This is a genomic window from Pseudomonas sp. RP-B7, from assembly GCF_059803535.1.
In genome coordinates, this window is record NZ_JAPFHC010000015.1 from 89,089 (window position 1) to 109,819 (window position 20,731).

Genomic DNA, 20,731 nt, shown 5'->3' on the forward strand with positions numbered 1-20,731 from the left:
AACACCCAGAATTTTCAGGAGCTTCTATGTCGTCGATTCGCCGTTATGCCCTGGCCGCCCTGGCCAGCGCCGTGTTTGCCGGTTCCGCCGTTGCCAAGGACTACGAGTTGCTCAACGTCTCGTACGACCCGACCCGTGAGCTGTACCAGGACTACAACGCTGAGTTCACCAGCTACTGGAAGCAGGCTCACCCTGGCGACAATGTGAAGATCCAGCAATCCCACGGCGGTTCGGGCAAGCAAGGCCGCGCCGTGATTGACGGCCTGCGTGCCGACGTCGTGACCCTGGCCCTGGCCGGTGACATCGACGAAATCGCCAAGCTAGGCAAGACCCTCCCGGAAAACTGGCAGACCCGCCTGCCGGACGCCAGCACCCCGTATACCTCGACCATCGTGTTCCTGGTGCGCAAGGGCAACCCCAAAGGCATCAAGGATTGGGGCGACCTGATCAAAAAAGACGTGTCGGTGATCACCCCGAACCCGAAAACCTCCGGCGGCGCCCGCTGGAACTTCCTCGCCGCCTGGGCCTATGGCCTTAAAACCGGCGGTAGCGAAGCCAAGGCCCAGGAATACGTGAAAGAGCTGTTCAAACACGTGCCTGTGCTGGACACCGGCGCTCGCGGTTCGACCATCACCTTTGTCAACAACGGTCAGGGTGACGTGTTGCTGGCCTGGGAAAACGAAGCCTTCCTGGCACTCAAGGAAGACGGCGGCGCCGACAAGTTCGACATCGTCGTACCATCCCTGTCGATCCTTGCCGAACCACCGGTTGCCGTGGTCGACAAGAACGCCGAGAAAAAGGGTAACACCGAGATCGCCACCGAATACCTGAAACACCTGTACAGCCCGGCTGGCCAGGAGATTGCGGCGAAAAACTTCTACCGCCCACGCGATGCCAAAGTCGCCGCCAAATACGCCCAACAGTTCCCGAAACTGGACCTGGTGACTATCGACAAAGACTTCGGCGGCTGGAAAACTGCCCAGCCGAAGTTCTTTAACGACGGTGGCGTGTTCGACCAGATCTACACGGCGCAGTAAGCAACACTACCTGTAGTAACCCGTTTTTCTGTGAGATCTGGCTTGTGTGGGAGCTGGCTTGCCTGCGATAGCATCACCAAGGTGTGACTGACACACCGAGGTGCCTGCATCGCGGGCAAGCCCAGCTTCCACCGAAAAGCCAGCCCCACAGAAGGCTTGTTCCTACAGTGGTATCTTCCCCGCTAACCAAGGACTCTTATGTCGCGTCGTATCTCCCCCGTCATACCCGGCTTCGGGCTGACGCTGGGCTACACCGTGGTGTACCTCAGCCTGATCGTACTCATCCCCCTGGCGGCGATGTTTGTACACGCCGCCCAACTCACCTGGGATCAGTTCTGGAACATCATCTCCGCACCGCGCGTGTTGGCGGCGTTGCAATTGAGCTTCAGCACCGCGTTGTACGCCGCGCTGATCAACGGCGTGATCGGCACCCTGCTGGCCTGGGTGCTGGTGCGCTACACCTTCCCCGGCCGCAAGATCATCGACGCGATGATCGACCTGCCGTTCGCCTTGCCCACAGCTGTCGCCGGTATCGCGCTGACCGCGCTGTACACGCCGAACGGCTTCGTCGGCCAGTTCGCCGCTGACTTGGGCTTCAAGATCGCCTACACCCCCCTTGGCATCACCCTGGCGCTGACGTTCGTCACGCTGCCGTTCGTGGTGCGCACGGTGCAGCCGGTACTGGCCGACATCCCCCGCGAAGTCGAAGAAGCCGCCGCCTGCCTGGGCGCCAAGCCGTTGCAGGTGTTCCGCTACATCCTGGTGCCGGCATTGCTGCCCGCCTGGCTGACCGGCTTTGCCCTGGCGTTTGCCCGTGGCGTCGGTGAGTACGGCTCGGTGATCTTCATCGCCGGCAACATGCCGATGAAAACCGAGATCCTGCCGCTGCTGATCATGGTCAAGCTCGACCAATACGACTACCGCGGCGCCACCTCCATCGGGGTGTTGATGCTGGTGGTTTCCTTTGTCTTGCTGCTGCTGATCAACTTGTTGCAGCGGCGCATCGAACGTCCATAAGGAGGCGCGGAACATGTCCCAATCGTCTATTTCCGCCGCGTCTTCGGCCAACGCCGCCCGCCGTGGCAGCGCGACGTCACGACGTATCCTGATCGGCCTCGGCTGGCTGGTGTTTGTGCTGTTCCTGCTGTTGCCGCTGTTGATCGTGGTGACCCAGGGCCTGAAGAACGGCCTGGGGTCGTTCTTCACCGCGATCCTTGAACCCGACGCGCTGTCGGCGTTGAAACTCACCGTGATCGCCGTATTGATCTCGGTGCCGCTCAACCTGGTGTTTGGCGTCAGCGCCGCGTGGTGCGTGAGCAAGTACTCGTTCCGTGGCAAGAGCATCCTGGTCACGCTGATCGACCTGCCTTTCTCGGTGTCGCCGGTCATTGCGGGCCTGGTCTACGTGCTGATGTTCGGCGCCCAGGGCTTCTTTGGCCCGTGGTTGCAGGAGCATGACATCCAGATCGTGTTCGCCTTGCCCGGCATTGTGCTCGCGACCATCTTCGTCACCGTGCCGTTCGTGGCCCGTGAACTGATCCCGCTGATGCAAGAGCAGGGCACCCAGGAAGAAGAAGCCGCGCGGCTGCTCGGTGCGAACGGCTGGCAGATGTTCTGGCACGTTACCGTGCCGAACATCAAATGGGGCCTGATCTACGGCGTGGTGCTGTGCACCGCGCGGGCCATGGGCGAGTTCGGCGCGGTGTCGGTGGTGTCCGGCCACATCCGCGGCGTCACCAACACCCTGCCGCTGCACGTCGAGATTCTCTATAACGAATACAACCACGTTGCCGCGTTTGCGGTGGCCAGCCTGCTGCTGATCCTGGCGCTCTTTATCCTGCTGCTCAAGCAGTGGAGCGAGAACCGTATCAACCGCCTGCGCAAAAGTGCCGGTGAGGAATAAGTCATGTCGATCGAAGTGCGTAATGTCAGCAAGAACTTCAATGCCTTCAAGGCCCTGAACAGCATCAATCTGGACATCCAGAGTGGCGAGCTGGTGGCGTTGCTCGGGCCCTCCGGCTGCGGCAAGACTACCTTGCTGCGCATCATCGCCGGCCTGGAAACCCCGGATGACGGCAGCATCGTGTTCCACGGTGAAGACGTCTCCGGCCACGACGTGCGTGATCGCAACGTCGGCTTCGTGTTCCAGCATTACGCGTTGTTCCGGCACATGACCGTGTTCGACAACGTGGCGTTCGGCCTGCGCATGAAACCGAAAAACCAGCGCCCGAACGAAAGCCAGATCGCCAGCAAGGTCCACGAACTGCTGAACATGGTGCAGCTGGATTGGTTGTCGGATCGTTACCCGGAACAACTCTCCGGTGGCCAGCGCCAGCGTATCGCCCTGGCCCGCGCCCTGGCGGTGGAGCCCAAAGTGCTGCTGCTCGACGAACCCTTCGGCGCCCTCGACGCCAAGGTGCGCAAGGAACTGCGCCGTTGGCTGGCGCGCCTGCACGAAGACATCAACCTGACCTCGGTGTTCGTGACCCACGACCAGGAAGAGGCCATGGAAGTTGCCGACCGTATCGTGGTGATGAACAAGGGCGTGATCGAGCAGATCGGCTCACCGGGCGACGTCTACGAAAACCCGGCCAGCGATTTCGTCTATCACTTCCTCGGTGATTCGAACCGTCTGCACCTGGGCGAAGACAATCATGTGTTGTTCCGCCCGCATGAAGTGTCGCTGTCGCGTCATGAACTGGAAGACCACCACGCCGCCGAAGTGCGCGACATCCGCCCCCTGGGCGCGACCACGCGGGTAACGTTGAAAGTGGAAGGCCAGAGCGAACTGATCGAAGCTGAAGTGGTTAAAGACCACGACAGCCTCACGGGTCTGGCCCGTGGCGAGACCCTGTTCTTCAAGCCCAAGGTCTGGCAAAAAGCCTAAGAACCCGCCGCCGGCCCAATCTGGAATGGGACCAGACTGTGGGAGCGGGCTTGCTCGCGAATGCAGTGTGTCAGTCAATGCAGTTGGTACTGATACACCGCCTTCGCGAGCAAGCCCGCTCCCACATCTAGACCTTTCTCGGCTCAAGATCGCGGCGCGTCACAGGGCCCGACCGTGCTTCGATCTGCTGCTTGAGGTCATGGCGCAGCCCCAGCAGAAACGCCAACTCGGCCACCACAAACAACGGCCCGACGATCAACCCCGACACATCATCCACAAACGCGGGCTTTTTGCCTTCGTAGTAGTGCCCGACAAACTGGATCACCCAGCCCACCACAAACATCCCGATGCCGCTGCCGAGCCACACCGCTGTGCTCTGCGCCGCCAGCACATGCCCGGCCCACACCGACAAGCCCATCAGCACCGTCATCAGTGCACCCAGCGCCAGTTCCAGGCGCAGGTAAAACACTGCGCTGAACAACGCGAGAAGAACCGCCGGTGAAATCCACAGCCCAGCCACCGCCCATTCCGGGCGTGACAGCAGCACGGCCACTGCGACGACAATCAACGGGATGCCGATAAAGTGGCTGGCGATATTGCGTGGGTCGCGGTGGTAGGCGGCGTATTGGCTAAGATGCTCGACGAGGCTTTTCATTCTTGTTCCTCCTGTAGGATGTTTGATCATGCTCTGTCAGTCGTTGCCTGACTGTCAGCTGGGCGACAATCTCTGGAGTTCCCATGGACGCAGCTCAATGGCACGCGCGGCTCGCCGCCGGTCACTGGTTCAGCCACCTGCCTACAGCGTTTCAGCATAGCTTGCTGGCTCACGCCCGATTGCGCTCGCTGGTAGCTGGGCAATGCCTGTTCAAGCGCGGTGATCCGCCCTGCGGCCTGTATGCGGTGCTGGACGGCAGCCTGCGCATCAGCGCGGTGAACGAACACGGCAAGGAGGCGGTATTGAGCCTGGTGGAGTCGCCGTTCTGGTTCGGCGAAATCTGCCTGTTCGACGGCCTGCCGCGTACCCACGACGCCAGCGCCGTCGGGCCGTGCACGCTGTTGCAGGTGCCGCAGCAGGCGCTGCTCGGCATTCTTGAGCAAAACCCTCGGTATTGGCGCGACCTGGCCTTGCTGATGAGCCAGAAACTGCGCCTGAGTTTTATCGGCCTGGAACACCTGAGCCTGATGCCCGCCTCGGTGCGCCTGGCCCATCGTTTGCTGATGATGGTCGCGGGCTACGGCGACATCGAGCCCTCACGGCGCAGCGTGCAACTGCCCCAGGAAGACCTCGCCGCGATGCTCAGCCTGTCACGCCAGACCACCAACGCCCTGCTCAAGGACCTGCAGGCCCGGGGCATCGTGCGCCTGGGCTACGGCGCAATCGAAATCCTCGACGCCGAGCGCCTGCGGGAGGCGGCTCACACCTGAGGGTGTTAGCCTGCAGGCCTGATCAATCGAGGTGTGTTATGCGCGTGCTGTTAGTGGAACATGAATCCGATGAGGCACAGCAGATGGCCCAGGGCCTGAACGAGGCGGGCTACAGCGTGGAAGTCGCGGCCAACGGCATGGCGGCCCAGCGCTTTGTGGAAAGCAGCGAGTACGATCTGGTGATCCTGGATGTGATGCTGCCGGGGCTGAATGCCTGGAAGTTGCAGCAGTCGATTCGCCAGAAGGGCGACACGCCGCTGTTGTTCCTGACCACGCCCGGTGGAATTGAAGACCGCCTGCGCGGGTTGGAACTGCATGAGGATGACTACTTGCTCAAGCCGTTCGCGGCCAAGGCGTTGGTGGCGCGGGTGCGCAACGTGTTACGGCGTGATCGTGGGCGTTGACGGTACTGGCGCCATCGCGGGCAAGCCCGCTCCCACAGCTGACCGGGTTCCAACCTTGGAATGCAATCAAATGTGGGAGCGGGCTTGCCCGCGATGAGGCCCTCAACCCCCCCATAAGTCCCGCTACCGCAACCCATCCCGGAACTGCCCCGGCGTCACCCCCGTCCAGCGCTTGAACGCGCGGCTGAAACTGCTGGTATCGGCAAACCCGAGCAAATGACTGATCTCCGCCAATGAGCATTGCGGGTCCCGCAAGTGCAGCAACGCCAGATTCTCCCGGCACTCGTTGAGCAGCGCATCAAACCGACAGCCTTCATCCGCCAGATGCCGCTGCAAACTGCGCAGGCTCAAGTGCAACGCCTGGGCAACCCGCTCCGCGCTCGGCTCGCCGTCGGGCAGTTGCGCTTCGATCACCCGGCGCACCCTGCGCTCCCAGGTCAGCGGTTGCAGTTGCGCGAGGGTGCGCTTGAGCACGGTTTCATTGTGTTCGGCCAGCTCGGGGTTGGCGTCGTCGAGGTGGCTGTCGAAGTCCTGGGCGGCGAATTCCAGGCGGTCTTCCTCGGCGGCAAAAAACACCGGCGCGCGAAACACCGTGTGCCACGGCGTGGGGTCAGCCGGCTGCGGGCGCCGCAAGTACACGGCGAGCGGTGCATAGTCACGCCCCAGGCGATTGCGGCAGGTGCGCACATAGATCGCCGCAAACGCATCGATGGCTTCGAACGCCGGCGCCGGGCTGCCCTGCGGTTGCAGCAGGCGAAAACGGTAGCGTTCGCCATCCCCGCTCAGCTCCAGGGTCAGGGCATCGCTGACCACCTGGTGATACCGCACGATGCGCTCGAACACCTCGCGCAGGCTGCCGCTGGCCACCAGCGCATAGCCCAACGCGTGAAAGGTGGTGGGGCTGACAAACCGCGACACCCGCAAACCGATCGCCGGGTCGCCGCTGGCCTGCACCGCCAGCGCCCACAGGCGTGTGGTGGCCGACAGCGGGTAGCGCGCATTGGGATCGTCCATGAGCTGCGGGTCGATCCCGGCCGCGATGCACAGCGCGGCGCTGTCGAGGCCGAGGGCGTCGAGTTGCTTGCGCAGGGCGCGGGTCCAGCTGGCGAGGGAAGTGGCTTCGGGCATGGTGATTGGCGCTTGCGGTCAACAGGTTGGCGTGTGGAGCTGATGCCCTGGGGGACCGCATGGGCCAGGATGCATCCATCGATAACCAGAGGATGGAAGCATGGACGGTACTTCTGCAAGTCCCCAACAGATGAACGCACAACAGCGTGCGGCGCATATCCGTGACGTAGTGCTGGCCGAAGGCGTGCGCCTGCGCCAGCAGCACCCCTGGCTGCTGCATCAGGACGCCCTGGGCGCCGGCATCCTGGCCTTTGCGTTGCTCGGCATGCTCGGCTCGGCGGCGCTCTACATCAGCGGTCACGTGGCTTGGTGGGCGTGCCTGCTGATCAATGCGTTCCTCGCCTCGCTGACCCACGAGCTGGAACACGACCTGATCCACAGCATGTACTTTCGCAAGCAGCGCATCCCCCACAACCTGATGATGGGCCTGGTCTGGCTGGCGCGGCCGAGCACGATCAACCCGTGGGTCCGCCGTCATCTGCATCTGAACCACCACAAGGTCTCCGGCACCGAGGCCGACATGGAGGAGCGCGCCATCACCAACGGTGAACCCTGGGGGCTGGCGCGGCTGTTGATGGTCGGTGACAACGTCATGTCGGCGTTTATCCGAATGCTGCGGGCCAAAACCTGGAAGCACAAACTCAGCATCCTCAAGCGCGCGCTGCTGGTCTACGCACCGCTGGCGCTGCTGCATTGGGGCGCGTGGTATGTGTTCCTCGGCTTTCACGCGGCCAATGGCATCGCCAGCCTGCTGGGGGCGCCCATCGAGTGGTCGGCCGGCACCTTGCAGATGATGCACGTGATCGACATCGCCGCCGTGGTGATCATCGGCCCCAACGTGCTGCGCACCTTTTGCCTGCACTTTGTCAGCTCCAACATGCACTACTACGGCGATGTGGAGCCGGGCAACGTGATCCAGCAGACCCAGGTGCTGAACCCGTGGTGGCTGTGGCCGCTGCAGGCGTTCTGCTTCAACTTCGGCAGCACCCACGGCATCCACCATTTTGTGGTCAAGGAGCCGTTTTACATCCGCCAACTGACCGCCAGGGTCGCGCATCAGGTCATGGCGCAGATGGGCGTACGCTTCAATGATTTCGGGACGTTTGCGCGGGCCAATCGGCTTGGCTTTCCACCGCCTGCAGCGTCTCGATCAACGCCTTCGCCGCAGGCGACAAGCGCACCCCAGCGCGGCTGATCACGCCGCAGCGGTTGCTCAGGCTGTCGAGGGCGTGGGGCAGGTTGCGCCAGTGCAGCACCTGCAACGCGCCGCTGGCGAACGCTTCGACGAAGGCTTCTTCGGCGCCCAGGCCAATCGCATCGGACTGGCGCACGATGCTCGCCAGTGTCGAGAACTGCTCAAGCTCGATGGCGGGCACAAAGTCGATACGCCCGCTGAGGTTGGCCAGCAGTTTGCGAATGCCCGGCGCGATCAGCGGCGTGGCCAGCGGGTAGCCGAACAGGTCGTTGGTGGACAGGCTGTCCTTGGCCAGCAACGGGTGCCCGGCGCGGCAGAAAAACACACTGCGCCGGGGTGTCAGGGCCCGGGTCTGGAAGTTCGGGTCGGCCTCGAAGTGGCGCACATCGGCGATAAAAAACTCGATCTCTTCGCGGCTCAGGCTACGCCCGAGTTTTTCCCAGTTATCCACCTGCAACGCGCTGCGCACCTTGGGGTAGGTGGTGATAAACCGCGCGAGGGCCTGGGGCACCAGATTGACCGCCGCCGCCCCATCACTGCCAAAACGTACTTCACCGGCGTCGAGCTTGGTCATGCGCGTGACTTCGTGGCTGAGCAACGCCGCGCCTTGCACCAGGCTCAGGGCATGTTGCAGCACCACCTGGCCTTCGGGGGTGGGGCGCAGCTCCTTGTGGGCGCGGTCCACCAGCACGCAGCCGAACTCCTGCTCCAGGCCCTGGATGCTGCGGCTGAACGCCGGTTGCGTGATGCCCATGGCGTCGGCGGCACGCACGAAACTGCGGTGCTCGTTGAGCGCGATGAAGTAGCGCAGTTGGCGAAGATCCATGGGGCGCCCGGCGTCCAAGAGGGGAAACCGGGATTTTAAGGGGCTCGCTTATTCCGTCAATGAAGCATGTTTGTTTTATCTAGATCTTAAATGCATATCTATAGAGCGGCTGCCGTGCGGTAGGTGGCCGGGCTGAACACTCGCGTCACCACCAGCATTGCCACGGCGGTGACGGTCAGCACCACCCAGGCGCTGACAAAATTGCCGCTGAGTTCGCGCAGCCAGCCGGTCATCCACGGCGACACCGCGTTGATCAGGAAGCCCACGCCCTGCACGAAGGCCGCCAGTTGCCCGGCTTGGCGCGGGTCGCGGTGATGGTCGAGGGTCAGCAGCAGGCTCAGGGCAAAACACGCGCCCAGGCCGAAGCCGCACAGCGCCACCCACACATGGGGAAATTGCAGCGGGGCCATGATCAGCCCCAGGTAGCCGATGGTCTGCGCCAGCAGGCTGATGCCGAGCAACGGCCGCCGGTCGATGCCGCGTTGCGCCAGCACCGGCATCAACAGCGCGGCGAGCACCTGGAAGATGGTCATGAACGCCAGCAACGAACCGCTGGGCAGCACGCCCCAACCCAGTTGCTGATAGAACGCCGGCAACCACGCCACCAGGCTCATGTAGCCGCAATTGACCAAGCCGAAATACAACGCCAGCAGCCAGGCGCGGCGGTTGCGCAGGCCCTTGAACGCCGGTATGTGCCTGGCGCTTTTCGCCGCGCCCAGGGGCAAACAGGCCCACAGCAACAACGCCGCCAGCGCGGGCAGCAGCCACACGCCGAGCCCCGCCTGCCAAGCGCCGAACTGCGTGGCCACCAGCGGGCTGAGCAGCGCCGCCAAACCGCCGCCGGCCATCAACGAGGCCGAATACACGCCCATCGCCACTGGCACGCGGTGCTGGAATTCGCGCTTGATCATCGCCGGCACCAACGCCTGGATCAGCGCCACGCCCGCACCCCCCACCAACGCCGTCACCAGCAGCGCCGCGCCCTGGCCCATCAGCCAGCGCACCAGGCACGCCAGCAGAATCATCATCAGGCCCAACGCGATGCCGCGCCGCTCGCCCAGTTGCGCCTCGACGCGCACGCCGACCAGTGCGACCAGGCCCATGCAAATCACCGGCAGGCTGGTGAGCAGGGCGCTGCTCTGGAAACTCAGGCCGGTGGCCAGGCGGATTTCGCCGAGCAACGGGCTGATGGAACTGAGGATCGGCCGCAGGTTGAGGCCCAACACGATCAGCAGGCCCCAGCCGGCGAAGGATTTATTGAGGGTCATGCGGCGCCCTTGCGGCAGGTAAATGAGGCGTGAGTATGGGCAGCGCCGCAGGTATTCTGAAATTAAATATAACCATGCCAATCAGTGGCAAGTTGAATGGTGAGCGCCATGTTCGATCCCGTGTTGTTACGCAGCTTTGTTGCCGTAGTGGACTGCGGCAACTTCACCCGCGCCGCCGAGCGCCTGCACCTGACCCAATCCACCGTAAGCCAGCAGATCCGCCGCCTGGAGGACTTCGCCGGTTGCCAGTTGCTCGACCGCGATCAGCGCCGCGTGGTCGCCACCACCGAGGGTGAGCGCTTGCTGGCCTATGCGCGGCGCATCCTGGCGCTGCATGAAGAGGCCGCCGACGTGCTGATCAACCAGCAAAGCGACGGCGTGCTGCGCCTGGGCGTGCCGGAGGATTTCGCCTCCGAGCGCCTGCTGCCGCTGCTCTCGGCGTTTGTCGGGGCGTATCCACGGGTGCGCCTGGAAGTCACCAGTGGCCTTGGCCCCGAGTTGCAGCGCCAATACCGCAGTGGTGAGTTTGACGTGCTGCTGGTCAAGCAAATGGGCGACAGCGATGACTGCCTGGCCTCGTGGCCGGAGCCATTGTGCTGGGTCGACAGCCGCAGCATGCCGTGCCTGGACCGCGAGCCGCTGCCGCTGGTGGCGTTCCCGGTGGGCGGGCTGTACCGCAACGAGATGCTGCAACACCTGGAAGTCGGCGGCTGGCGCTGGCGCATCGGCTATTCCAGCGCCAGCCTGGCAGGTGTGTGTGCGGCGGTGGCGGCGGGCTTGGGCATCAGCTTGCTGCCGGTACGGGTGGTGCAGGCCGGGCACCAGATCCTGGGTGAGGACAGCGGCCTGCCGGCGGTGCAGGGCGTGCGCCTGGCGTTGTATGCGCGCAGCGGCCTGGGGGCGGCGGGGCAGTGTCTACAGAGCGAGTTGTTCGATTTATGTGCAAACAGCCCGTGTTGAGTCATGCCTTTGCTGAATATTTTGTATGCCTGTAAAGCATTGAAAAAACGCACCTCGGCGCCAGGCCACGAACGGCGAGGGTTTGGCGTTTCAGTCCGGTTCGGTTATGCAGTTTCGGTCTATGTATAACTTTAAAGATTACTTTAAGAGATAAGCGTCTGGCCCCGATGATTCAGTCCTCGACGGCCTTCCAACGCAGGCCCGTCGGTTTTTTGTTTGAAAACCGTAGGGAGTGAATCCATGGGCAATGTCCAGACCGCCGCCAGTGCACACGAGGCGCAATGGCGCCAGGCACCGGGTGGTGAGTTGGTCGACCTTGGCCGGCCGCATCGCGCGCCGCTGGGGCAACTGCGCACGCAGCAAACCCCCAAGCGTTTCTCCAGCCGTCGCGAAGGCATTCTGCTGGGTTTGCTGGTGCTGGCCCTGCACGCTGCGGTGATCTACTGGGTGGCGCAGAAGCCGACACCGGTGCTGCCGATCGTGCCGCCGGAAATTCCGCCGATGACCATCGAATTTTCCCAGCCGGCGCCGCCGGTGGTCGAACCGCCACCGCCTGTGCCGCCACCACCGCCGCCGCCTGTGGTCGAGCCACCGCCGCCCGTGGTGGATGAGTTGGCCGCCAAGCCGGCGCCGAAAAAGCCGATTCCAAAACCCAAGCCCGTGCCGAAGCCGGTGCCCAAGCCTGAGCCCGCCCCCAAACCGGTCGAGCCGCCGCCCGCACCCCCGACCCCGGCACCGCCCGCGCCGCCTGCGCCACCGGCACCGGCGCCGGTAACGCCCGCTTCGGCCAACGCCGCGTATTTGAAGAACCCGGCGCCCGAATACCCGTCACTGGCCCAGCGCCGTGGCTGGGAAGGCACGGTGTTGCTGCGGGTGCAGGTGCTGGCCAGTGGCAAGCCGGGTGAGATCCAGATCCAGAAGAGCAGCGGTCGCCAGCAACTCGACGACGCCGCGCTGGCTGCGGTGAAACGTTGGAGCTTCGTACCGGCCAAGCAGGGCGACGTCGCCCAGAACGGCTGGGTCAGCGTCCCGATCGATTTCAAGATTCACTAACTATTCGGCTGCGGTGTGTTGCACACGCCGCGACCTGCACAGAGGGAAGACATCATGGCATTAGCATCTCCACTTGAATCCATCGAAAGCGCGGTGATCTGGCTGCTGGTGGTTTTTTCGGTCGCCACCTGGGGCCTGGCCCTGCTCAAGGGCGTGCAGTTCGGTCGCCTCAAGGCGCAGGATCGCAAGTTCCATAAACAGTTCTGGGCGGCGTCGAGCCTCGACTCAGCTGCCGAGCTGGCAGAAACCCAACCCGGCGCCGCAGCCCGTGTGGCCCAGGCCGGTTACGCCGCGATCCAGGTGGGCGAGACGCCACACGCTGCCGACCTGAGCCAGGCCATCAACCACCAGGACCGCCTCGAACGCGCCCTGCGCCAACAGATCGTGCGTGAGCGCCGTTCCCTGGAGACCGGCCTGGCCGTGGTCGCCAGTATCGGCAGCACCTCGCCGTTCATCGGCCTGTTCGGCACCGTGTGGGGCATCATGGAAGCGCTCAAGGGCATCAGTGCCGCCGGTTCCGCCAGCCTCGAAACCGTGGCCGGCCCGATTGGTGCCGCGCTGGTGGCCACGGGTGTAGGTATCGCCGTCGCCGTACCGGCGGTGCTGGTCTACAACTACTTCCTGCGCCGTCTCAAGCTGACGGCTGCGGACCTCGACGACTTTGCCCACGACTTCTACAGCCTGGCGCAGAAAAATTCGTTCCGCGTGCTGCTGCACCCGACCCTGAACAAAACCGCGGCCGGCAACCCGCAGAAAGTGAAGGAGGCGTCCTGAGATGGCCTTCTCCACGCAAGACAGTGATGAGGTGCTGAGCGAGATCAACGTCACGCCGCTGGTGGACGTGATGCTGGTGCTGCTGGTGGTGTTTATCGTCACCGCGCCGCTGTTGACCAACGCGATCCCGATCAACCTGCCCAAGACCGAGGCCGTGGCCCCGGTGGAGCAGAAGGACCCGCTGGTGGTGAGCATCGACGGCGCCGGTAAAGTGTTTATCAACAAGGACGAAATCCAGCCGGACCTGCTGGAATTCAACCTGCAGGCGGCGAAAGCCAAGGACCCCGATGTGCGGGTGCAACTGCAGGCTGACGATGGTGTGAACTACGGCGAAGTGGCGCGAGCCATGGCGTCGATCGAACGCGCGGGCATTACCAAGTTGTCGGTGATTACCGCCCGTTGATTGCAAAAGCCTCGACAAGTTTTTGGCCGTCTCCTTGGCAGGGTGCGGCCTTTTTTTTGCCTGGAATTTAACCAGCAACACAAACGCCAGCCTGGAATGAGGGCCCCTGTGGGAGCGGGCTTGCTCGCGAATGCGGTGTGCCAGTCGGCATCCTCATCGCTGACCCACCGCATTCGCGAGCAAGCCCGCTCCCACATTTGGATCTTTATTGGGTTTAAGTTTTTGGTTATTAATAAATAGCTTCTTATTCCTTAACGAATATAAACCTCGTCCCTATACTGTCCTACAACGTTAAACGCTGCAGGAGGGCACACCCATGCACAGCGAGTCGATTCGTTATCTGATCGTGCCGGGCTGGCAAGGATCGCCAGAAGATCATTGGCAAAGTCATTGGCAGAACAGCCTGCCCAACAGTGCACGCGTGGAACAGGCCGACTGGCTGACCCCGCGCCGTGAAGACTGGGTGGCCGCGCTGGCCGAGGCCATCGCCGCCGACAGCACGCCGGTGATCCTGATCGCCCATAGCCTGGGGTGCATCACCGTGGCGCATTGGGCTGCGACTGCCCCGGTGCAGTTCTTGCGCCAGGTGCGCGGTGCCTTGCTGGTGGCCCCGGCCGATGTCGAACGGCCTGCCTGCTCGCCTGCCTTGCGTAATTTCGCGCCGATTCCCACTGACCTGCTGCCGTTTCCGAGCCAAGTGGTCAGCTCCGACAACGACGCCGCTGTCAGCGCCCCGCGGGCCCTGGAGCTGGCGCGTCACTGGGGCGCCGAAGCCGGCATCCTCGCGGGCGCCGGGCATATCAACGTGAAGTCCGGCCACCAGCGCTGGGAACAGGGCTTCGCCTACCTCTATCGTCTGCAAAGCCGCCTCGAGCACCACGCCCGGCGCAGTGCCTGAACACTTTTCAACGCCCCGTCCCTGAGTGGATCTGGGGCGGGAGCCTGCCATGAGTCTGCATGAAACCTACGGCCAGCCATTGCTGACCTTTCCCGACGCCGATAAAAGCCCGTTGAGCATCCGCGCCAAGGCGCTGGTGTTTGTCGACCCACGCTCGCGCCAGTTGCGCGAAGACCTCGAAAGCCTCGCGCCCCGCGCCTTGCCCGTGTTGATTCGCGGCGAGACCGGCAGCGGTAAAGAGTTGCTGGCGCGGCATATCCACCGTGGCAGCGATCGCGGCGGCTTGTTTGTGTCGGTCAACTGCGGTGCGATCAGCCCGACCTACGCCGACGCCGAGCTGTTCGGCTACGCCGCCGGTGCCCACAGCGGCGCGGCCAGCAGCCGGGCCGGCTGGTTCGGATCGGCCAACGGCGGCACCTTGTATCTGGACGAGATCGGCGACTTGCCGCTGCCGATCCAGGTCAAATTGCTCGCCGCCCTGGAAAACCACGAAGTCACCCGCGTCGGCGCCCATCAGCCAAGCCCGGTGGATGTGCGCCTGGTGGCCGCCACCAGCATCGACCTGGCCCAGGCCGTGGCGGCGGGCAAGTTCAATGAGCGCCTGTTCCATTACCTGAGCGAAGGCCAGCTGGAGTTGCCAGCACTGCGCGAGCGGGTTGGCGACATCCTGTCCCTGGCCGAATATTTTCTCGGCATCTACAGTCAGCGCCTGGACCTGCCGGTGCCGCTGATCAGCGATGCGGCCCAGCAGGTGCTGGAACAACACAGTTGGCCGGGCAATACCCGCGAGCTGGAAAACGTCATTCACTTTGCCTTGCTGGTAAGCAGTGGCGACGAGATCTTGCCCGAGCATTTGAATCTGCCCGTGGCCGGATCGCCCCTTGAGCAGGTGCAGCGGATTTTCAATAACGCCAGCGCCGCTGAACGGGAAAGCTTGCGCAACTTTCTATCTCAAAAAGCAGCTACATGAACAAAATGGAATATCAACGTGAATAAAAGATATTGTTCGGGAATAAAAAATCTAGGTATTGTCCGCTTCACGCCGCGATAGCACATCGCTGGCACACCACATAACAAGCGGCCGTCACCGACGCCCCGGAATTAAGGACACTGCATGAAAAAGGTTCTGTTGTTTACCGCACTGACGGCTGCCCTGACTGCAAGCTTCGCCCAGGCCAACGAGAAGCTGGTGGTTGCTGCCACCCCGATCCCGCACGCCGAGATCCTCGAACTGGTCAAGCCAACCCTGGCCAAAGAAGGCGTGGACCTGGAAATCAAAGTCTTCACTGACTACGTACAACCCAACGTACAGGTCGCCGAGAAGCGCCTGGACGCCAACTACTTCCAGACCCTGCCGTACCTGGAAAACTTCAACAAGGGCAAGGGCACCAACCTGGTCACCGTGGTTGGTGTGCACGTTGAACCCTTCGGCGGTTATTCGAAAAAGATCAAAAACATTTCCGAGCTCAAAGATGGCGCCACCGTGGCCATCCCGAACGAAGGCTCCAACAGCGGCCGCGCCCTGTTGCTGCTGCAGAAAGCCGGCGTGATCACCCTGAAAGACCCGACCAATGCCTTGTCCACGCCAAAAGACATCAAGGACAACCCCAAGCACCTGAAATTCAAGGAGCTGGAATCGGCCCTGCTGCCACGCGTGCTGGACCAGGTTGACCTGGACCTGATCAACACCAACTACGCCCTGGAAGCGGGTCTGAACCCGGCCAAGGACGCGCTGATCATCGAAGACGCCAAGTCGCCGTACGTGAACTTCCTGGTGGCTCGCCCGGACAACAAGGACAGCGACGCGATCCAGAAGCTCTCCAAGGCCCTGACCAGCCCGGAAGTCAAAGCTTTCATCGAGAAAAAGTACAACGGCGCGGTAGTGCCTGCGTTCTGATGTAGCCCAAAACCCCTTCAAGGTTTCAACGCCGACGGCTCCTACAGCGTCGGCGTTTTTTATTGCCTGAAATTTGGAATGCAATCAAAGCTGTGGGAGCAGGCAAGCCAGCTCCCACAGGGGATTTGTGTAGGTTTGCAAGGGTTAGCTTTTTGCGTGATATGAATATGCTATTTGGGTATTTAAAATTTCTTTTTTATACCTTTAAAGTCTGCGCTACCCGGCGTTACCCACGCCGGCTCGAACCGCGCACGCCGCATTACCCCTGTGGCGTTTTGGACTTCCGATGACCTTCGATTTCGCGTTTATCCTCAGCACCCTGCCGGCGTTTCTCAACGCCGTCGGGGTGACGCTGCAAGTCGGCCTGATCGCCATTGCCACCTCGCTGCTGGTGGCGCTGATCAACGCTGCGCTGCTGGTGTTCCGCACGCCGTACCTGTCGCGCCTGGTGGCGCTGTACGTGGAGCTGGCGCGCAACACGCCGCTGCTGATCCAACTGTTTTTCGTCTACTTCGCGCTGCCGGCCCTGGGCTTGAATATCTCCGGGTTCTGGGCGGCGATCATCACCATGACGTTCCTCGGCGGCGCCTACCTCACCGAAGTACTGCGTGCCGGGGTGGAAGCGGTGCCGCTGGCGCAGATCGAGTCGGGCAAGTCCATCGGCCTGTCCGACTGGCAACTGCTGCGCCACGTGATCCTGCCCCAGGCCGGCATTCTCAGCCTGCCGGCGCTGTTCGCCAATTTCATCTTCCTGCTCAAGGAGACCACCGTGGTGTCCGCCGTGGCGGTGCCAGAGATTCTCTACACCACCAAGAGCTACATCGCGCTCTACTACAAGACCTACGAGATGCTCGCCGTGCTGACGCTGATCTGCGTGTTGCTGTTCTTGCCGCTGTCGCTGCTGCTCAGCCGCCTGGAAAGGAGGCTCCAGCATGGCCAGTTCGGGTCTTGAGTTGCTGTGGGTGTCGTTGCCGCAACTGGGCAAGGGCGCTGCGCAAACCCTGTCGATTTCCTTCTTGAGCATCGCCTTCAGCACCGTCGGCGGCGTGGTGTATGGCGTGTTGCGCAGCTTGAACAAGCGTCTGCTCAACGCGGCGTTGCGGGTGTACCTGGAGCTGTTTCGCGCGATCCCGGTGCTGGTGTGGCTGTACCTGCTGTTTTTCGGCCTGCCGATTTTCTTCGGCCTGAGCATTCCGAGCTTCTGGTGTGCGGTGCTGGTGCTGTCGCTGTGGGGGGCCAGTGAAGTCGGCGAAGTGGTGCGCGGCGCGTTGCATTCGCTGCCCCGTGGCCAGCGAGAGGCGGGCTTGTCGATTGGCCTGTCAGGCCCGCAGCTGTACGGCTATGTGCTGCTGCCCCAGGCGCTCAAGCGCATGACGCCGCCGACCATCAACGTCTACACGCGCATCATCAAGACCAGTTCCCTGGCGGTGCTGATCGGCGTGGTGGACGTGATCAAGGTCGGTCAGCAAATCATCGAACGCACCTACGAATCCGTGTTGATTTACGGCGTGCTGTTTCTGTTTTTCTTCTTTATCTGCTACCCGTTGTCGGCCGCCTCCAAGGTGCTGGAACGGCGCTGGGCCCAAGCATGAGCGCATTGATCGAGTTTCAGGGTTTCAACAAATTCTTCGGCGAAACGCAGGTGCTCAAGGGCATCGACTTGCGTGTGCGCAGCGGCGAAGTCGTGGTGATCCTCGGCCCCAGCGGCTGCGGCAAAAGCACCTTGCTGCGCTGCCTGAACGGGCTGGAAGTGGCCCACAGCGGTAGCCTGCGTTTTGCCGGCAACGAGCTGTTGGACACAAGCACCGACTGGCGCCAGGTGCGCCAGGACATCGGCATGGTGTTCCAGAGTTACCACCTGTTTCCGCACATGAGCGTGCTCGACAACATCCTGCTCGGCCCGCTGAAAGTGCAAAAACGTGACCCCCGCGAAGCGCGCGAGCAAGCCGAAAAACTCCTCGAACGCGTCGGCCTGGCCGACAAGCGCGACGCCTTCCCGCGCCAGCTCTCCGGCGGCCAGCAGCAACGCATCGCCATCGTCCGTTCGTTGTGCATGAACCCGCAAGTCATGCTGTTTGACGAAGTCACCGCTGCCCTCGACCCGGAAATGGTCAAGGAAGTGCTGGAAGTGATCCAGGGCCTGGCCCGCGATGGCATGACCCTGCTGATCGTCACCCACGAAATGGCCTTCGCCCGCGCCGTCGCCGACCGCGTGGTGTTTATGGAGGCCGGGCGCATCCTCGAACACAACACCCCCGAAGAATTCTTTACGAACCCGCAAACCGCACGCGCGCAGCAGTTCCTGGAGAAGTTCTCCTTTGTCTCAACACTGCCCAAGAAAACCAAGGAACTGGAGCTGCTATGAAAAAACTACTGCTGCCACTGTTGGCCGTCGCCGTACTGGCCGGCTGCGATAAAAAGGCCGAAGAGCCGGCCAAACCCGTCGCCGCTGCCGCGAGCTACATCGACAAGATCAAGGCGCGCGACAAGCTGATCGTCGGCGTGTTCACCGACAAGCCGCCGTTCGGCTTCGTCAACGAAGCCGGACGCTACGTTGGCTTCGATACCGACATCGGCCGCCAATTCGCCAAGGATCTGCTGGGCGATGAAAACAAGGTGGAATTCGTCGCGGTCGAGCCGGCCAGCCGCATTCCGTTCCTGCAAAGCGACAAGGTCGACCTGATCCTCGCCAACATGACCGTGACGCCGGAGCGCAAGGAGGCGGTGGACTTCACCAACCCCAACCTGAAAGTCGCGGTGCAGGCCCTGGTGCCCAACGACAGCGCGGTGAAAAGCCTGGATGACCTGGCGACCCGCACCACCATCGTGACCACCGGCACCACCGCCGACATCTGGCTGACCAAGAACCACCCGGACTGGAAACTGCTCAAGTTCGAGAAAAACTCCGAGTCGCTGCAAGCGTTGTCGGCGGGTCGTGGTGACGCTTATGCGCAAGACAACCTGGTGCTGTTCAGCTGGGCCAAGCAGAACCCGGGTTACCGCGTGCTGGAAGAGAAGCTCGGCGATGAAGCGCCGATTGCGCCGGCGGTGAAGAAGGGCAACGTTGAGCTGCGTGACTGGGTGAATGCCGAGTTGGCGAAGTTGGGTGAGGAGAAGTTCCTGCTCAAGCTGTATGACCAATATGTGCGTAAAGAGCTGAGCGATGACACCAAGCCTGAGAGCGTGATTGTTGAAGGGGGCAAGTGGCAGGGTTGATCCTTTGCTTTTGTGGTGACTGAACTACCGCTTTCGCGAGCAAGCCCGCTCCCACATTTTCCCGCATTCCAAAGGAAGAACTCGGTCAAATGTGGGAGCGGGCTTGCTCGCGAAGAGGCCCTCCCAGTCACAACTTACTCCGGCCAATGCCAAGCCGGCGCATCCAGAATCCCCTGCCCCACAATCTGGGTCTCCCCCAACACCTTCTCCAGCACAATCGAATTGCACCCCTCATCCTGCTGCAACGCCGCAATCAACCGGCTGGCATGGGACACCACCCACACCTGGCACTGGCGCGACGCCTGGATAATCAAGCGCGCCAACGCCGGCAACAGATCCGGGTGCAAGCTGGTTTCCGGCTCGTTCAGCACCATCATGGTCGGTGGCCGTGGCGTCAGCAGTGCAGCAATCAGCAGCAGATAACGCAAGGTGCCGTCGGACAACTCCGCCGCCGACAACGGCCGCAATAAGCCCTCTTGATAAAACTCAATTGCAAAACGCCCGCCCTGTAACGGCTGGATGTTCAGGCGTGCGCCGGGAAACGCATCGCTGACCGCGTTCTGTAACGCCTCGGGGTCGCCGATTTCGCGGATGGTCTGCAACGCCGCCGCCAAGTCGCGCCCGTCATGGTGCAGCACCGGCGTGCGCGTCCCTAGTTGCGGTTGGCGCACCGGCGCGTCCACGTCGCTGCGAAAGTGATCATAAAAGCGCCAACCGCGAATGCTTTCGCGCAGCAACAGCACTTCCGGCGAGCCGCGCAGGCTGCCGACCTGATCGAACAGGCTGTGGTAATTCGGCGTGTGTTGGGCCACTACATCCCAGGCGCGGCCGTCGCGGGCACGCACCATTGGCCCGGAACGTTGCACCAGCAGGCTGGCCGGGCGGTAGACGTGGCCGGCCCAGATGCATTCCTTTTTTACTTCAGGGTCCATGGAAAAATAGGACTGGGTCAGTTCCGGCAGGCCCAGGGAGATCGCGTAGCTGAAATCTTCGGCGGCAAATCCCAGGCGCAGGCGTTTGACCTTATGGCGCACGGTGGGCTCTATTGGCGCCTCGCCGTTGCGCATGCGTCGGGTGATAGTCTCCGGCCCGGCCCAGAAGGTCGAATCCAGCCCGCCCTCACGGGCCAGTGCATTGATTACCCCGCCTTGGGCGGTTTCGGCCAGCAGGCGCAGGGCGCGGTACAAGTTGGACTTGCCGGAGCCATTGGGGCCGGTGATCAGATTCAAGCGGTCCAGGGGCACCACCAATTTATTGATCGAGCGGTAATTGGCCACCGCGAGGGTCTTGAGCATGGGTCTTCAATCAATGGGGGGAACCGCTGGAGTATGGGAGCCTGCATGCAGTTTAGGAACCCTCA

23 protein-coding genes are annotated in these 20,731 nt (G+C 62.5%); 18 read left to right on the plus strand and 5 right to left on the minus strand.

Going from position 1 to position 20,731, the window contains the following annotated elements:
- The first annotated feature begins 26 nt into the window (after positions 1-26).
- The 4 genes from OPU96_RS15810 to OPU96_RS15825 all read left to right on the plus strand — a co-directional run bounded on the left by OPU96_RS15810 (position 27) and on the right by OPU96_RS15825 (position 3,924).
- Positions 27-1,037 (plus strand): sulfate ABC transporter substrate-binding protein, encoded by a 1,011-nt coding sequence (locus OPU96_RS15810; RefSeq protein ID WP_226456681.1) that lies wholly within the window; start codon positions 27-29, stop codon positions 1,035-1,037.
- Between the two features lie 198 nt (positions 1,038-1,235).
- A complete protein-coding gene (cysT, locus tag OPU96_RS15815) occupies positions 1,236-2,054 on the plus strand; it encodes a sulfate ABC transporter permease subunit CysT (RefSeq protein WP_192298513.1) in 819 nt (272 codons plus the stop codon).
- A 13-nt stretch (positions 2,055-2,067) separates the two neighbouring features.
- Positions 2,068-2,940, plus strand: coding sequence for a sulfate ABC transporter permease subunit CysW (gene cysW, locus OPU96_RS15820; RefSeq protein WP_226456682.1), 873 nt, complete (start codon positions 2,068-2,070; stop codon positions 2,938-2,940).
- Between the two features lie 3 nt (positions 2,941-2,943).
- A complete protein-coding gene (locus tag OPU96_RS15825) occupies positions 2,944-3,924 on the plus strand; it encodes a sulfate/molybdate ABC transporter ATP-binding protein (RefSeq protein WP_463985073.1) in 981 nt (326 codons plus the stop codon).
- Positions 3,925-4,051: 127 nt separating this feature from the next.
- Here OPU96_RS15825 and OPU96_RS15830 read toward each other — a convergent pair whose 3' ends face one another.
- On the minus strand, positions 4,052-4,579 hold the full coding sequence (locus OPU96_RS15830) for an Mpo1 family 2-hydroxy fatty acid dioxygenase (protein WP_226456683.1): 528 nt from the start codon (positions 4,577-4,579) through the stop codon (positions 4,052-4,054).
- 83 nt (positions 4,580-4,662) lie between these two features.
- On the opposite strand from OPU96_RS15830, the gene OPU96_RS15835 reads away from it, so the two are divergent.
- Entirely contained in the window at positions 4,663-5,349 is a 687-nt protein-coding gene (locus tag OPU96_RS15835) for a Crp/Fnr family transcriptional regulator (protein ID WP_226456684.1), read from the plus strand.
- 38 nt (positions 5,350-5,387) lie between these two features.
- Complete coding sequence (locus tag OPU96_RS15840; protein WP_305391854.1) at positions 5,388-5,753, plus strand: response regulator transcription factor; 366 nt, start codon at positions 5,388-5,390, stop codon at positions 5,751-5,753.
- Positions 5,754-5,876: 123 nt separating this feature from the next.
- Here the strand turns inward: OPU96_RS15840 and OPU96_RS15845 are convergent, their stop codons facing one another.
- A complete protein-coding gene (locus OPU96_RS15845) occupies positions 5,877-6,881 on the minus strand; it encodes an AraC family transcriptional regulator (protein ID WP_498559330.1) in 1,005 nt (334 codons plus the stop codon).
- 100 nt (positions 6,882-6,981) lie between these two features.
- On the opposite strand from OPU96_RS15845, the gene OPU96_RS15850 reads away from it, so the two are divergent.
- Positions 6,982-8,076 carry a fatty acid desaturase gene (locus OPU96_RS15850; protein ID WP_226456688.1) on the plus strand — a complete coding sequence of 365 codons (1,095 nt, stop codon included), beginning with the start codon at positions 6,982-6,984 and terminating at the stop codon, positions 8,074-8,076.
- On the opposite strand, the gene OPU96_RS15855 is transcribed toward OPU96_RS15850, so the two are convergent.
- Entirely contained in the window at positions 7,967-8,902 is a 936-nt protein-coding gene (locus OPU96_RS15855) for a LysR family transcriptional regulator (protein WP_226456689.1), read from the minus strand. The two genes, OPU96_RS15850 and OPU96_RS15855, sit on opposite strands and share 110 nt — an antisense overlap.
- Positions 8,903-9,000: 98 nt before the next feature.
- Positions 9,001-10,170, minus strand: a complete 1,170-nt coding sequence (locus tag OPU96_RS15860) for a CynX/NimT family MFS transporter (protein ID WP_498559331.1) — start codon at positions 10,168-10,170, stop codon at positions 9,001-9,003.
- Between the two features lie 108 nt (positions 10,171-10,278).
- Here OPU96_RS15860 and OPU96_RS15865 point away from each other — a divergent pair, with 108 nt between their 5' ends.
- From OPU96_RS15865 to OPU96_RS15915, 11 genes are all read left to right on the plus strand, one after another.
- Positions 10,279-11,130, plus strand: coding sequence for a LysR family transcriptional regulator (locus OPU96_RS15865; RefSeq protein WP_498559332.1), 852 nt, complete (start codon positions 10,279-10,281; stop codon positions 11,128-11,130).
- Positions 11,131-11,370: 240 nt separating this feature from the next.
- Positions 11,371-12,183, plus strand: a complete 813-nt coding sequence (locus OPU96_RS15870; RefSeq protein ID WP_192298502.1) for an energy transducer TonB — start codon at positions 11,371-11,373, stop codon at positions 12,181-12,183.
- Between the two features lie 51 nt (positions 12,184-12,234).
- The gene (locus tag OPU96_RS15875) at positions 12,235-12,957 is read left to right on the plus strand and encodes a MotA/TolQ/ExbB proton channel family protein (RefSeq protein ID WP_192298605.1); all 723 of its coding nucleotides are present in this window, start codon (positions 12,235-12,237) and stop codon (positions 12,955-12,957) included.
- Position 12,958: 1 nt separating this feature from the next.
- Complete coding sequence (locus OPU96_RS15880; protein WP_124526239.1) at positions 12,959-13,360, plus strand: ExbD/TolR family protein; 402 nt, start codon at positions 12,959-12,961, stop codon at positions 13,358-13,360.
- A 316-nt stretch (positions 13,361-13,676) separates the two neighbouring features.
- Positions 13,677-14,258, plus strand: a complete 582-nt coding sequence (locus OPU96_RS15885; RefSeq protein ID WP_192298501.1) for an alpha/beta hydrolase — start codon at positions 13,677-13,679, stop codon at positions 14,256-14,258.
- A 49-nt stretch (positions 14,259-14,307) separates the two neighbouring features.
- The gene (locus OPU96_RS15890; RefSeq protein WP_192298500.1) at positions 14,308-15,228 is read left to right on the plus strand and encodes a sigma 54-interacting transcriptional regulator; all 921 of its coding nucleotides are present in this window, start codon (positions 14,308-14,310) and stop codon (positions 15,226-15,228) included.
- A 144-nt stretch (positions 15,229-15,372) separates the two neighbouring features.
- Positions 15,373-16,155 (plus strand): MetQ/NlpA family ABC transporter substrate-binding protein, encoded by a 783-nt coding sequence (locus OPU96_RS15895; protein WP_192298499.1) that lies wholly within the window; start codon positions 15,373-15,375, stop codon positions 16,153-16,155.
- Positions 16,156-16,441: 286 nt separating this feature from the next.
- Positions 16,442-17,107 (plus strand): amino acid ABC transporter permease, encoded by a 666-nt coding sequence (locus OPU96_RS15900; protein WP_065941074.1) that lies wholly within the window; start codon positions 16,442-16,444, stop codon positions 17,105-17,107.
- Positions 17,088-17,747, plus strand: a complete 660-nt coding sequence (locus tag OPU96_RS15905) for an amino acid ABC transporter permease (protein WP_498559333.1) — start codon at positions 17,088-17,090, stop codon at positions 17,745-17,747. Before OPU96_RS15900 ends, OPU96_RS15905 begins: the two co-directional genes overlap by 20 nt.
- On the plus strand, positions 17,744-18,520 hold the full coding sequence (locus tag OPU96_RS15910; RefSeq protein WP_192298497.1) for an amino acid ABC transporter ATP-binding protein: 777 nt from the start codon (positions 17,744-17,746) through the stop codon (positions 18,518-18,520). The genes OPU96_RS15905 and OPU96_RS15910 overlap by 4 nt, the downstream gene beginning before the upstream one ends.
- Positions 18,517-19,371: a transporter substrate-binding domain-containing protein gene (locus OPU96_RS15915; RefSeq protein ID WP_305391859.1), complete on the plus strand. Its 855-nt coding sequence runs from the start codon at positions 18,517-18,519 to the stop codon at positions 19,369-19,371. The genes OPU96_RS15910 and OPU96_RS15915 overlap by 4 nt, the downstream gene beginning before the upstream one ends.
- Positions 19,372-19,505: 134 nt before the next feature.
- Here OPU96_RS15915 and OPU96_RS15920 read toward each other — a convergent pair whose 3' ends face one another.
- Positions 19,506-20,666 carry an AAA family ATPase gene (locus OPU96_RS15920; protein ID WP_305391860.1) on the minus strand — a complete coding sequence of 387 codons (1,161 nt, stop codon included), beginning with the start codon at positions 20,664-20,666 and terminating at the stop codon, positions 19,506-19,508.
- Between the last annotated feature and the right edge of the window lie 65 nt (positions 20,667-20,731).